The sequence below is a fragment of the Pseudomonas sp. ok266 genome, from assembly GCF_900110195.1.
In the GTDB taxonomy this organism is placed as follows: Bacteria; Pseudomonadota; Gammaproteobacteria; order Pseudomonadales; family Pseudomonadaceae; genus Aquipseudomonas; species Aquipseudomonas neuropathica.
The window spans coordinates 109,824-122,706 of sequence record NZ_FOCU01000008.1 but is presented as its reverse complement, the minus strand read 5'-3'; the positions used below and the strand labels follow the sequence as shown (position 1 = coordinate 122,706).

Sequence of the window (12,883 nt, the reverse complement as noted above, 5' to 3'; positions counted from 1 at the left end):
GGACAAAATTTAATCAGATGACTTTCTAACGAGTCATCGCGTGTTCAGTTGCTCACTCCAGTCACCCTTGCCGGGCTTTTGTTCTTCGACGAGCCAACAACCTGGTTCACCCCCCGATACCGCAAGTGAACCGTCAATCAAGTTCTACGTATTACTCGGTGACCACACTTGGCGAACCAAGGTTGGCCAGGCGCACGCTGTTCTGCACCTGGGCAATTTCACCCGGCGAGCCGATCGGCCCCAGGCGAACCCGGTGCAGGGTCTGTTGATTGCGCACGATCGAGCTGATGAACACCGGAGCGCTCACCATCCCGCTGAGCTTCGACCTCAGCAGTTCTGCAGCGTCCGGGTTGGCGAACGCGCCCACCTGCAGATACTGGCCAGACGCTGGTGCAGAAGCGTTTTTTTTTGCACTCATCGGCACAGGGACGGTGTCGGAGGCATGTTGCTGCGGTGGTGGCGTCCATTGCTCGACGGTGCCGGCCGAGGCCGTGATCACCGGGGCGCTATTCTGCGCGACTTGCGGCTCGTTGAGCATCAAAGGCGCCGGACGGCCCTTGGCGGCCCACCATTGCTGAGGATCGATGCCTTCGACCTTGACCCGCGCGGTGCCGATTTCGGCATAACCGAGCTTCTTCGCCGCAGCATAGGACAGGTCGATGATACGGTCGGAATAGAACGGCCCACGGTCGTTGACCCGCAGGATCACGCTCTTGTTGTTGTCCAGGTTGGTCACCCGAACGTAACTTGGCAGTGGCAATGTCTTGTGGGCGGCACTCATGCCGTAAAGGTCGTAGACCTCGCCGTTGGCCGTGTTCTGACCGTGAAACTTGGTGCCGTACCAGGACGCCGTGCCCGAAGCCACGTAGGTCTTCGATTCCTGCAGCGGGAAGTAGGTCTTGCCCAGCACCGTGTACGGGTTGGCCTTGTACGGACCGGTGTGCAGGGTCGGCGTGGCGTCCGGGATGCGCGACACATCGACGTCCCACCACGGCGCGCCATCTTTATGCGCACGGTTGATGTCCAGGCCCGGCTGGGCACGCACAGCGGTCGTGGTGGTTTTCTGAGTCGGCGAACGGCTGGTCGAGCAACTGGCGACCAGCACCGCCAACGCAGCGAATGCCACCAGCTTCAGGGGTTTATTGTTAGGCAATGCCCGCATTACTTGACGCCCCGTGCTTGTACCAGCTGTTCAGACAGTTGATGTACGGCCATGGCGTACATCACGCTGCGGTTATAACGCGTGATCGCGTAGAAATTCTTCAGGCCCATCCAGTATTCAGGGCCGTTGTCGCCTTCGAGGCGAAATGCAGTAACCGGCATATCATCGCGCAGCGCATCATGACTTGACCAGCCCAGCGCCCGCAACTCTCCAACGGTTTTCGTCGGCTCAATGCCGGTGGTCAGGCCTTCATCGACCTGCTCGCCGCGGACATCGGCACGGCTGACCACCGGCTCACCGGCGACCCAGCCGTGACGCTTGAAATAGCTCGCGACGCTGCCGATCGCATCATCCGGGTTGTTCCAGATATTGATGTGGCCGTCACCGTCGAAATCCACCGCGTAAGCGCGAAAGCTGCTCGGCATGAACTGCGGCAGGCCCATGGCCCCGGCGTACGAGCCTTTGAGGGTCAATGGATCGACCTGCTCTTCACGCGCCAGCAGCAGGAACTCACGCAGTTCCTTGCGGAAAAATTCGGCACGGGGAGGATAGTCGAAACCGAGCGTCGACAAGGCATCGATCACCCGGTAATTACCGGTATTACGCCCGAAAAAGGTTTCAACGCCGATGATCGACACGATGACTTGTGCCGGCACGCCGTATTCCTGCTCGGCCCGGGCCAGGGTGGCCTCGTGCTGACGCCAGAAGTCCACACCACGGGCGATACGCGCGTCGGTGATGAACATCGGACGGTATTCTTTCCACTGTTTGACCCGCTCGGCAGGCCTGGAAATGGCGTCGAGAATCGCCTGCTTGCGCTGAGCTTCGCGGAACACCGCCATCAGCTGCTCACCAGCAAAACCGTAGTCGCGGGTCATTTCACCGACGAACTCGGCCACCTGCGGCGAGCCTTCGTATTCGCCGGCCAGCGCTTCCTGCACGCTGCCCAGCAGGCCCATCAGGCCTACCAATGGCGCGCATCGAGTCGCCCAGCCACGCATAACTTGCATTGAACTCTTCACCTTATTCAAACCTGTGCGATCCACTTGCGATGGGTATGGATCGACATCAAAACCCCAAACGCTGACAGCAGCGTCACCAGCGAAGTTCCTCCGTAGCTAATGAACGGCAACGGCACCCCTACAACCGGCAACAGGCCACTGACCATACCGATGTTGACGAAAACGTAAACAAAAAACGTCATGGTCAACGCGCCGGCGAGCAATTTGCCGAACAGCGTCTGGGCTTGAGCGGTAATCACCAGCCCCCGGCCAATCAGCAACAGATAGATCAGCAACAGCGCGCAGATACCGACCAGACCGAACTCTTCGCCGAGTACGGCAATGATGAAGTCGGTGTGGCTTTCCGGCAGGAAGTCCAGGTGCGACTGGGTGCCGAGCAGCCAGCCCTTGCCGAACACGCCGCCGGAACCGATCGCGGCTTTCGACTGAATGATGTTCCAGCCGGTGCCGAGCGGATCGCTTTCCGGGTCGAGGAAGGTCAGGATTCGCTGCTTCTGGTAGTCGTGCATGATGAAAAACCACATCGCCACCGACACCGGGATCGCCGCCGCCAGCACGCTGAGAATCCAGCGCCAGCGCAAACCGCCCATGAACAGTACGAACGCGCCACCGGCAAGGATCAGCAGCGAAGTGCCGAGGTCAGGCTGACGGACGATCAGGATGAACGGCACACCGATCAGCATCAGGCTGATGCCGACATGCTTGAGTTGCGGCGGCAACGTGCGCTTGGACAGATACCAGGCGATGGTCGCCGGCATCAGGATCTTCATGAACTCCGAAGGCTGGAAGCGGATCACCCCGGGGATGTTGATCCAGCGCGTCGCGCCCATGGCGTTGTGGCCCATGATGTCCACCACCATCAGCAGCACCACGCCAATCACATAACCGAGCGGTACCCAACGGGCCATGAAACGCGGTTCGAACTGGGCGATGACGATCATCGACACCAGACCGATACCGAACGAAGTGGCCTGTTTGGCCAGCAGATCCCAGCTTTTGCCACTGGCCGAATACAGCACGAACAGGCTGCCGGCGGCGAGGATCAGCAGCAGGATCAACAACGGGCCATCGATATGCAGTCTTTGCAGCAGCGTCGCGCGGCGACGCATCACATCCTCACTGGAGAGCATGCGATCAAAGTTATTCATCACGGGCCGTAGCCTCCGCACTGATTGGGCTGGCGTATTCGGCCTTCAAACGTCCGTCCTGATCGAGCAGCCAGGCATCCATGACCTGGCGCACCACCGGCGCGGCAACGCCGGAACCGGACTCACCGTTCTCGACCATCACCGATACGACGATGCGTGGATCGTCGGCCGGAGCAAAACCGACGAACAAGGCGTGGTCGCGGTGGCGCTCCTGAACCTTGGAACGGTCGTACTTCTCGCCCTGTTTGATCGCCACGACCTGCGCGGTACCCGACTTGCCGGCGATGCGGTATTGCGCGCCGATCGCCGCTTTGCGCGCGGTACCACGGGCACCGTGCATGACCTGCTGCATGCCGTGGTTGACCTTGGTCCAGTCCGACGGATCACGCAGGACAATGTCCGGCATCGGGTTTTCATCCACCGGCTTCACCCCTTCGAGGGATTTGGCCAGGTGCGGACGGTTCCACACGCCTTTGTTGGCCACCAGCGCTGTGGCTTGTGCCAACTGCAGCGGAGTCGATTGCATGTAGCCCTGGCCGATCCCGAGGATCAGGGTTTCGCCGGGGAACCACGCCTGCTTGCGCGTCGCCCGCTTCCACTCGCGGGACGGCATCAGACCTGGGGATTCTTCGAACATGTCCAGCGAGACCTTCTGGCCGATGCCGAACTTGTTCATGTAGGCCGACAGCCGATCGATGCCGAGCTTGTGGGCCAGGTCATAGAAGTAGGTGTCGTTGGACCGCATGATCGCCGTGTCGAGGTCGACGAAACCGTCACCGGTACGGTTCCAGTTACGGTACTTGTGGTCATAGTTGGGCAGCATGTAGTAGCCAGGGTCGAATACCCGGCTCGACGCAGTGACCACACCGGAATCAAGGCCAGCAATTGCCACCGCCGGTTTGATCGTCGAGCCCGGCGGGTACAGACCGCGCAACACGCGGTTGAAGAGCGGCCGGTCGATGGAATCACGCAACTCGGCATAGGCCTTGAAGCTGATCCCGGTGACGAACAGGTTCGGGTCGAAACTCGGCTGACTGACCATCGCCAGCACTTCGCCGGTCTTCGGATCGAGCGCAACTACCGCACCACGACGTCCACCGAGCGCAGCCTCCGCGGCTTCCTGCAACTTGATGTCCAGGCTCAGAACAATGTCCTTGCCGGGAATCGGATCAGTGCGCTTGAGCACGCGCAAGACGCGGCCGCGGGCGTTGGTTTCGACTTCTTCGTAACCGACCTGACCGTGCAATTCCGGCTCGTAGAAACGCTCGATGCCGGTCTTGCCAATGTGGTGGGTGCCGCTGTAGTTGACCGGATCGAGGGTCTTCAGCTCTTTCTCGTTGATCCGCCCCATGTAGCCGACCGAGTGCGCAAAGTGCGCGCCCTGCGGATAGTGACGAACCAGCTGCGCCACCACTTCTACGCCGGGCAGCCGGAACTGGTTCACCGCAATCCGGGCGATCTGCTCCTCGGTCAGCTCGAACAGGATCGGCACCGGCTCGAACGGTCGGCGCCCCTGACGCATGCGTTTCTCGAAGATCACCCGGTCCTCAGGCGTCAGCTCCAGCACTTCGACGATGACGTCGAGCACTTGCTGCCAGTCGCCGGAGCGCTCGCGGGTCATGCTCAGGCTGAAGCTTGGACGGTTGTCCGCCACCACCACGCCGTTGCGGTCGAAAATCAACCCACGGGTCGGTGGAATTGGCTGCACATGGACACGGTTGTTTTCCGAGAGCGTCGAGTGGTACTCGTACTGGATCACCTGCAAGTAATACAGCCGCGCGATCAACACGCCGATCAGCAACATGATCGCAATGGCCCCGAACACGACGCGGCTACGCACCAGGCGTGCGTCCTTTTCGTGGTCCTTGATGCGGATCGGCTGAGACATGTGGGCTGGATTACTTGTGGTAAGGGTGACCGGACAACACGGTCCAGGCACGATACAACTGTTCGCCGATCAGGATCCGCACCAACGGGTGCGGCAACGTCAGCGGCGACAACGACCAGCGCTGATCGGCACGGGCGCAGACTTCAGGCGCCAGCCCTTCCGGGCCACCGACCATGAAATTGACCGTGCGCGAATCCAGCCGCCAACGGTCGAGTTCGACCGCCAACTGCTCGGTGCTCCAGGGTTTGCCGTGGACTTCCAGCGTGACGATCCGCTCGTTCGGCCCGACCTTGGCCAGCATGGCTTCGCCTTCCTGGCGGATGAATCGGGCCACGTCGGCATTCTTGCCACGGGTATTGAGCGGTATTTCCACCAGTTCCAGCGCCAGCTCGGACGGAAGACGCTTGGCATATTCATGCCAGCCTTCTTCCACCCACTTGGGCATGCGTGAACCGACGGCGATCAGGCGCAGTCGCACAGCAATCCCTTACAGCTGGTCTTTGTTGAGCTTGGTGAAATGCTCGTGGGTGTTTTCCGGGCTGTGATGCTTGGCGTCGGCCGCGCGGCTTTGCTCGGCACCGGCCCACAGGCGTTCCAGGTCGTAGAACTGACGTGCCGAGGCGGTCATCATGTGCACGATCACCAGGTCCAGGTCGAGCAGCACCCAGTCACTGTCGCCCTTGCCTTCTTCGCCCAGCGGCTTGGCGCCCTGCTTTTTGACTTCTTCGCGAACCTTGTCGAGCATCGCGTTGATCTGGCGGTTGGAAGTACCGGTGGCGATGATCATGTAGTCAGTGATGCTCTGCTTGTCGCGAACATCGATGATCTGGATGTCTTGTGCCTTGACGTCTTCCAGGGCAGCCACGGCCAGCTTGACCAGCTCGTCGCCTTTCAGCGGCTCATTGGTGTTGACCGGCTCTGGCAGCGGGGCGCTCTTGAATGTGCCTTTGCGCTTTACTTTGGTTTGGTCTTTGTCAGTCATATAAAACTCGTTTTGCTCGTATATTCGGCGGCTTGGCGACACGTGGATTCGTATCAGTGAAGCACGCCTTGTTCAGTTCGACGCACGGTACAGACCGTGCGCATCGATGTAGGCCAGGACCGCGTCGGGCACCAGGAAACGTACCGACTTACCGCTGGCCAGCAGTTGACGGATCTGGGTGGCGGAAACCGCGAGCGGTGTCTGCCAGACGAATGCAATCTGTCCGCTCGGCCCTTTCAGGGCCAGCGGGTCGCTCACCGAACGCGCTGCCAGCAGGTTGCGCAAGGCATCCGGCGGTTCGCTGTCGGCGTCCGGGCGCTGTAGCACCAGGATATGGCAATGCTGGAGCAACTCTTCCCAGCGGTGCCAAGTGGGCAGGCCGCAAAATGCGTCCCAGCCCAAAAGCAGAAAAACCTGGGTCTCGGCGGGCATTTCAGCGCGCATCGACTCCAGGGTATCAATGGTCCAGGACGGTTTGTCCCGCTGCAATTCGCGGGCGTCCACCACCAGCGGCGGCAATCCGGCCACCGCACATTCGACCATCGCCAGTCGATCCTGCGCCGAGACCTGCGGCGTACCGCGATGAGGCGGCCGCGCGTTCGGCATCAGGCGCAACTCATCGAGCGCCAGCGCTTCGGCGACTTCCAGCCCACCGCGCAAATGGCCGATGTGCACCGGGTCGAACGTGCCGCCCAGGACGCCAATGCGCCGGGGGCGGGACTCGTTGCCGGTTTGCGGCGCTGTCAGGTCGAGGCCGGTCAAGTCAAACCGTCGCCTGGCCGCGCAACTGGCCATCACCGACCACAACGTACTTCTCGCAGGTCAGTCCTTCGAGACCCACCGGGCCGCGGGCGTGCAGCTTATCAGTAGAAATGCCGATCTCGGCACCCAATCCGTATTCAAATCCATCGGCAAAGCACGTCGGCGTGTTGATCATCACCGAGGCCGAGTCGACTTCCGCCACAAAGCGGCGGGTATCGGCGAGGTTTTCGCTGACAATCGAATCGGTGTGATGGGAGCCGTAATGGTTGATGTGTTCGATAGCCTGATCCAGACCGTCGACGACGCGAATCGACAGAATCGGCGCCAGGTACTCGATGTTCCAGTCGTCTTCGCTGGCGGCAACGGCTTCGATGATCGCCCGGGTGCGCTCGCAGCCGCGCAGTTCGACGCCTTTTTCGCGGAACTGGGCGGCCATCGACGGCAGGAAATCCTTGGCAACAGTTTGATCGACCAGCAAGGTTTCCATCGCACCGCAGATGCCGTAGCGATAAGTCTTGGCGTTGAAAGCAATGCGTTGAGCTTTCGGCAGATCGGCGTGGGCACTGACGTAAACGTGGCAGATACCGTCCAGGTGCTTGATCACCGGCACGCGCGCGTCGCGGCTGATGCGCTCGATCAGGCCACGGCCACCGCGCGGCACGATCACGTCGACGTACTCGGGCATGGTGATCATCGCGCCAACGGCGGCACGGTCTGTGGTTTCAACCACTTGCACCACGGCAGCCGGCAATTCGGCCTCGGCCAGACCGCGCTGAATGCAGGCGGCAATCGCCCGGTTGGAATGAATCGCTTCAGAGCCACCGCGCAGGATGGTCGCGTTGCCGGACTTCAGGCACAGGCTGGCAGCATCGATGGTCACGTTGGGTCGGGATTCGTAGATGATTCCGATCACGCCCAGCGGCACGCGCATCTTGCCGACCTGAATGCCCGACGGACGGAAGCTCATATCACGGATCGCACCGACCGGATCCGGCAGTGCAGCGACCTGCCGCAAACCGACGATCATGCCGTCGATGCGCGCCGGGGTCAGTTCCAGACGCTCCAGCAGTGCCGGTTCCAGACCATTGGCGCGACCGGCAGCCAGATCCTGCTCATTGGCGGCGGCAAGCTCGGCGCGCGCGGCGTCCAAGGCATTGGCAGCAGCCTGCAAGGCGCGGTTTTTCTGCGCGGTGCTGGCACGGCCGATGACCCGGGAGGCTTCGCGGGCGGCGCGACCCAATCGGGTCATGTAGTCAAGAACGGACTCAGTCATGGTCTGCTGGGGTCTTGGCAAAGAGGAAAGCGGCAGATTATAGCTGTCGCGTCCCGGGACTAACAGCGGTGACGGGCGGATGGTCGAAATGAACGCGGATTCGCCGGCGTTCAGGCCCAATTAAGCCGCGCGTTGTTATCATCACGACCTCCTGAGCCTGGATAAACATTGCCTGCCATGTCCAACCTGACCGTTCGCAACCGCGCCGAACGCCTGCCGCTAGGGCTGCCGGACGCCTTTTTCGACCGTGATGCGCAAGTGCTGGCGCAGGATCTGCTCGGCAAAGTCATTCGTCACCGGGTCGGCGATCTGTGGCTGAGCGCGCGAATCATCGAAACCGAAGCCTATTACTGCGCAGAAAAAGGCAGCCACGCCTCGTTGGGCTACACAGAAAAGCGTAAGGCTTTGTTTCTGGATGGCGGCCACATCTATATGTATTACGCCCGTGGCGGTGATTCGCTGAATTTCAGTGCGCAGGGGCCGGGCAATGCGGTACTGATCAAATCCGCCTATCCGTGGGTCGATGAAATCAGCGGTCCGGCGAGTCTGGCGCAGATGCTGCTGAACAATCCCGACGCGCAGGGACGTGCGCGGCTTTCGCAAAAGCTCTGCGCCGGGCAAACCCTGCTGTGCAAAGCGCTGGGTCTGAAGGTGCCGGTGTGGGACGCCAAGCGTTTTGATCATGAAGTCCTTCTGGTAGAAGACACCGGGCCGGCACCTTCGCACATCATTCAAACCACCCGCCTGGGCATTCCCCATGGCCGTGACGAGCACCTGATGTACCGCTTTGTCGACGCCAACTATGCGCAATGGTGCACGCGGAACCCGCTGCGACGGGGTCAGGTCGAAGGCCGGGATTATTTTCTGCTGTAACCACACACTCATGTAGGAGCTGCCGAAGGCTGCTCCTACAGGAGGCCATTAATGATTTGGAGTTTTTCTGTATGGGCCCATGGCTCGATAGCATTACCGGTTGGCTGGCAGCCAATCCACAATGGCTGGCTGCTGCAGTTTTCATTGTGGCCTTTGTGGAATGCCTGGCGATTGCCGGTTTGATCGTGCCGGGCACCGTGCTGCTGTTTGCCGTCGCCGTGCTGGCCGGCAGCGGTGCCCTGTCATTGAGCGAGACATTGTTGCTGGGCTTTCTTGGCGGGATTCTCGGCGATGCCGTTTCGTACTTCCTCGGTCGCCATTTCCACCAGAACATTCGGCGCCTGCCGGGGCTACGGCATCATCCGGAATGGATGGCCAGTGCCGAGTCGTATTTCCAGCGCTACGGCATTGCCAGTCTGCTGGTCGGCCGTTTCATCGGGCCATTGCGACCGATGCTGCCCATGGTCGCCGGCATGTGCGACATGCCCTTCCCGCGTTTCGCCGCTGTCAGCCTGCTGGCGGCCGCCGGCTGGAGTCTCGCCTATCTGCTGCCGGGCTGGGCCACCGGCGCGGCCTTCCGCCTGCCATTGCCTGAAGGGTTCTGGCTGGAGGCCGGCATTGTCGCTGGCAGCATCGCCGCAATGGTCGGTCTCAGCGTGAACAGCAGCCTGCGTCGCCACCGTCGCGCGACCATCTGGATCAGCAGCATGAGCCTGTTGATTCTGATTGGTCTGTTCATCGGCTATCCGTACCTGACAGCGCTCGATCAAGGGGTGATGACACTGGTGCAGGAACATCGCCAGCCAATGCTGGATGAAATTGCGGTCACACTCACCCTGATCGGTGAGTTCCGCAACATGCTGCTGTTCAGCGTCCTGCTGACCGGCCTGTTGCTGGTGTGCCGGCAATGGCGTCATGCGATCTTCGTTGGCGGTACGCTGCTGGTGACCGCATTGGCCAACACCGGGACCAAATACTTCTTCGCCCGGGTGCGTCCGGAAGTGCTGACCGACCCACTGACCACTTACAGCATGCCCAGTGGTCATGCCTCAGGTTCGTTTGCACTGTTTCTGACCCTGGCGGTACTCGCCGGCCGTGGCCAGCCGCCACGCATGCGCCTGACCTGGTTGCTGATCGCCTGTATTCCGGCCCTCTCCATCGCCCTGTCGCGGGTCTATCTGGGCGCTCATTGGCCAACCGACGTGCTGGCCGGCGCCATGCTTGCCGCCTGTGTCTGCGCTGCCGCCCTGTGGCTGAGCCAGCGTAAAACCCCACTCAATCCCATGCCGTTCAAGATCTGGTGGTTGATCCTGCCGGCAATGTTGGCGCTGTTCGGGTTTTTCGTCCTGCGGCACTTGCCTCATACCTTGTTGCGTTACGCCTATTGAATCTGGCGATACACAAGCCTTAATCCTTCTGCACTGCTCTTTTAGGAATTCTCCGACAAGAGCAGCGCTGTTCTCTTATTCAAACTTACTCGTCCACGGTAAGAATCCTTATTTACCAAACCGCAACTTCGCACACTTCAAACTAAAAACAACCAAAGTTACATATGAATTACGAACCCTCACGCCAGCGCCTTCCATAACTTGAAAAACCAGTTAGATTAAATCCACATATTTGAAACCCTTCGGCATATTCTCACCCATTAAAGTGAGACCGCCTGCACTTGCCTGCCCAACAATCAATTCAACTGACGAAGCGAGGGTTTCAATACATCAACTGATTTCGAGTACGCCATGAGTCCAAAGACACCGCGCAAACCACCCCAGAGTTCAACGCAACAACCTGAAGCGAGCACATTCCCGCCCCTGCGTACCGACACACCGTTCACTCCAGGTGGCCCTTCGATTTTCCGGCTACCGGGTTTGCCGAGTGGCCAGAATCCCGTTGACACCGCTGGCGGCCGGCCGGTCGCGGATGGACCCCCGCCTGCCGTGGTCATCCAACCGATGCAGGCGACGAACCCTGCCCGCCTCGCAAACGATAATTCCCCCGACACCTACTGGCTGCGTGACGACTTCCTGCGTGGAATGAAACCGGCGGAGGATGACGGTTTTCGCTGGATCGTCGGACGACAGTTTGTCGACGTCGAATATGAAGGCGACTTGCGCACCACCCATGTCGGCCAGGATGCCGATGGGGTTTATCGCTGCAAGATGGTCACCGAGCGGTCCGCGTCCGGACCGGCGCTGTACCGGAATGAAGGCCGGTTGACCTGGCGCCTGACGGAGCATCCGGCACCCGCCATGGCCTCGACAAAACGACCTGCGCCGCTACCGGGCGATCAACCGGGGATCAACCCCGTCGCGAAACGGCCTCGACCCGCCCACCTCGATTCGAATCTGTACAAGGCATCGCTGCGTTCACCGGATGCCCAAGGCTATTACGAACTGGCCCCCGCATTCGGGGCGAACAACGCGATCACGCAATTTGCCTTTATGGACGCTTTTGGTCACTGGATCCCGGTCGATCCGCCCGCAGGCGGATTCGGTGCCCAGCCCACGCTCTTGAAGCATTGGACAGACCATGAGATCTGGCAGGTGTACAACATCCATGGCCAGGATCTCATGCGTTTTCGCACCGAAGCCCAAGCCAGCGGCAAGAGTCCGCAATGGGCGATTCCCGAAGTCACGAACCCGCACCGCGACTTGCTGCGCGACACCCTGCGCTGGCTGCACCCAAGCATGAATCCTGCACAGCGCGAAGCATTTCTGCAGTCCTATAACCTGCTGCCCAGCCAGCTGGCCCGCTTGCAACAGGACCTGAAGACCGAACTGAAAATGCCGCAATGGGCGCAGGCACACAAACACCTGATCGACGATCTCGACCATCCGCAGCGCCTCGAGCAACTGAGCCGCGAGGCTGTCGAGGAACTTAACCTCAAGCACGATGCCCGGCATGACTGGTATAGCCCGGAAACCAGCATGACCGCGCCAGTGCGCGAAGCGCTGCTGGGCAAACTCGGCTATCTGCGCAACAAGAACAATTGCCTGTACCGCACCGACGTGCCGGCGCTGTTCCGTGGCGATGAACGCACACCGTTCGAACTCGCCAATGACGGCTTCATGCTTCCGCGATACCAGCATAAACCGGGCGCCACCACGCATAAGCCGATGAGCGCAACCTTCAGCCTCAAAGAAGGCCTGGTGTACGCAAGGGAGCCTGACCCCGAGTACTTGCGGTTCAACAGCCAGACGAGCAAATACCCGGGGCGGGATGCTGACGATAGCGCCTCGGGCAGCGATGTCAGTGATACCGAGAGCAGCTCATCGTCCGAATGGTCCGACGCCACAAGCCCGGTGCCGTGGGATCGCGATCGCCGCTATGAATCAACACGCATACGTCAGCGGGAAATGTTTCTGTATGTGCTCGACACCCGCGACCTGGAAGTGGTGCCTCATGAAGAAAACATGAGTTTCAATTCAGCGGCCCGCGACACACCCCCCACCTGGTTTCCCTCCGATGACTTCGAAGGGCTGATATCAGTCAGCCGCAGAGGACTGGATGCCGAGCGTATCTGGCTGCTGAATTCGCACCTGAGCAAAGCCGTGAGGGTCGATGACCTCAAGGAACAGGCAGGCGCGAACGCTGAGCGCATCGAAGCCGCCACCCATGCCGGACACGAGAACAAATTCGCCTACGACCAGTTGATCGACAACGCCGAAGCCGCCGGCAAACCTGTGCTCAGTCTGTCGGGCAACGGCGACGAATTCGCCTACGCCATCCACTGGCCCGAGTCGACAACGCCGGCGGCTCGACATCAATGACAC

At 60.6% G+C, this 12,883-nt stretch carries 11 protein-coding genes; 3 read left to right on the top strand and 8 right to left on the bottom strand.

Translation table 11 applies throughout. The features are described 5' to 3' along the window. Window positions 1-151: 151 nt before the first annotated feature. The 8 genes from BMY54_RS16510 to BMY54_RS16475 all read right to left on the bottom strand — a co-directional run bounded on the left by BMY54_RS16510 (window position 152) and on the right by BMY54_RS16475 (window position 8,237). Window positions 152-1,162: a septal ring lytic transglycosylase RlpA family protein gene (locus BMY54_RS16510; protein WP_093434584.1), complete on the bottom strand. Its 1,011-nt coding sequence runs from the start codon at window positions 1,160-1,162 to the stop codon at window positions 152-154. After that, window positions 1,162-2,172 carry a lytic murein transglycosylase B gene (mltB, locus tag BMY54_RS16505; RefSeq protein WP_093434581.1) on the bottom strand — a complete coding sequence of 337 codons (1,011 nt, stop codon included), beginning with the start codon at window positions 2,170-2,172 and terminating at the stop codon, window positions 1,162-1,164. The genes BMY54_RS16510 and mltB overlap by 1 nt, the downstream gene beginning before the upstream one ends. Before the next feature lie 17 nt (window positions 2,173-2,189). Further along, complete coding sequence (gene rodA, locus BMY54_RS16500; RefSeq protein WP_175559619.1) at window positions 2,190-3,293, bottom strand: rod shape-determining protein RodA; 1,104 nt, start codon at window positions 3,291-3,293, stop codon at window positions 2,190-2,192. Between the two features lie 31 nt (window positions 3,294-3,324). After that, window positions 3,325-5,220, bottom strand: a complete 1,896-nt coding sequence (mrdA, locus tag BMY54_RS16495) for a penicillin-binding protein 2 (protein ID WP_093434576.1) — start codon at window positions 5,218-5,220, stop codon at window positions 3,325-3,327. Between the two features lie 10 nt (window positions 5,221-5,230). Next, window positions 5,231-5,698: a 23S rRNA (pseudouridine(1915)-N(3))-methyltransferase RlmH gene (rlmH, locus tag BMY54_RS16490; protein ID WP_003185785.1), complete on the bottom strand. Its 468-nt coding sequence runs from the start codon at window positions 5,696-5,698 to the stop codon at window positions 5,231-5,233. Window positions 5,699-5,707: 9 nt separating this feature from the next. After that, a complete protein-coding gene (rsfS, locus tag BMY54_RS16485; RefSeq protein WP_016986117.1) occupies window positions 5,708-6,202 on the bottom strand; it encodes a ribosome silencing factor in 495 nt (164 codons plus the stop codon). Window positions 6,203-6,274: 72 nt separating this feature from the next. Beyond that, the gene (gene nadD / locus BMY54_RS16480) at window positions 6,275-6,997 is read right to left on the bottom strand and encodes a nicotinate-nucleotide adenylyltransferase (RefSeq protein ID WP_093434574.1); all 723 of its coding nucleotides are present in this window, start codon (window positions 6,995-6,997) and stop codon (window positions 6,275-6,277) included. Then, the gene (locus BMY54_RS16475) at window positions 6,966-8,237 is read right to left on the bottom strand and encodes a glutamate-5-semialdehyde dehydrogenase (RefSeq protein WP_093434961.1); all 1,272 of its coding nucleotides are present in this window, start codon (window positions 8,235-8,237) and stop codon (window positions 6,966-6,968) included. The genes nadD and BMY54_RS16475 overlap by 32 nt, the downstream gene beginning before the upstream one ends. Before the next feature lie 177 nt (window positions 8,238-8,414). Between BMY54_RS16475 and BMY54_RS16470 the strand changes: the two genes are divergently transcribed. The 3 genes from BMY54_RS16470 (at window position 8,415) to BMY54_RS16460 (ending at window position 12,880) form a co-directional block, all read left to right on the top strand. Further along, window positions 8,415-9,110 carry a DNA-3-methyladenine glycosylase gene (locus BMY54_RS16470; protein WP_093434571.1) on the top strand — a complete coding sequence of 232 codons (696 nt, stop codon included), beginning with the start codon at window positions 8,415-8,417 and terminating at the stop codon, window positions 9,108-9,110. A 71-nt stretch (window positions 9,111-9,181) separates the two neighbouring features. Then, the gene (locus BMY54_RS16465; RefSeq protein WP_093434568.1) at window positions 9,182-10,498 is read left to right on the top strand and encodes a bifunctional DedA family/phosphatase PAP2 family protein; all 1,317 of its coding nucleotides are present in this window, start codon (window positions 9,182-9,184) and stop codon (window positions 10,496-10,498) included. Window positions 10,499-11,047: 549 nt separating this feature from the next. Beyond that, window positions 11,048-12,880, top strand: a complete 1,833-nt coding sequence (locus BMY54_RS16460; protein ID WP_256573913.1) for a hypothetical protein — start codon at window positions 11,048-11,050, stop codon at window positions 12,878-12,880. Window positions 12,881-12,883 lie beyond the last annotated feature (3 nt).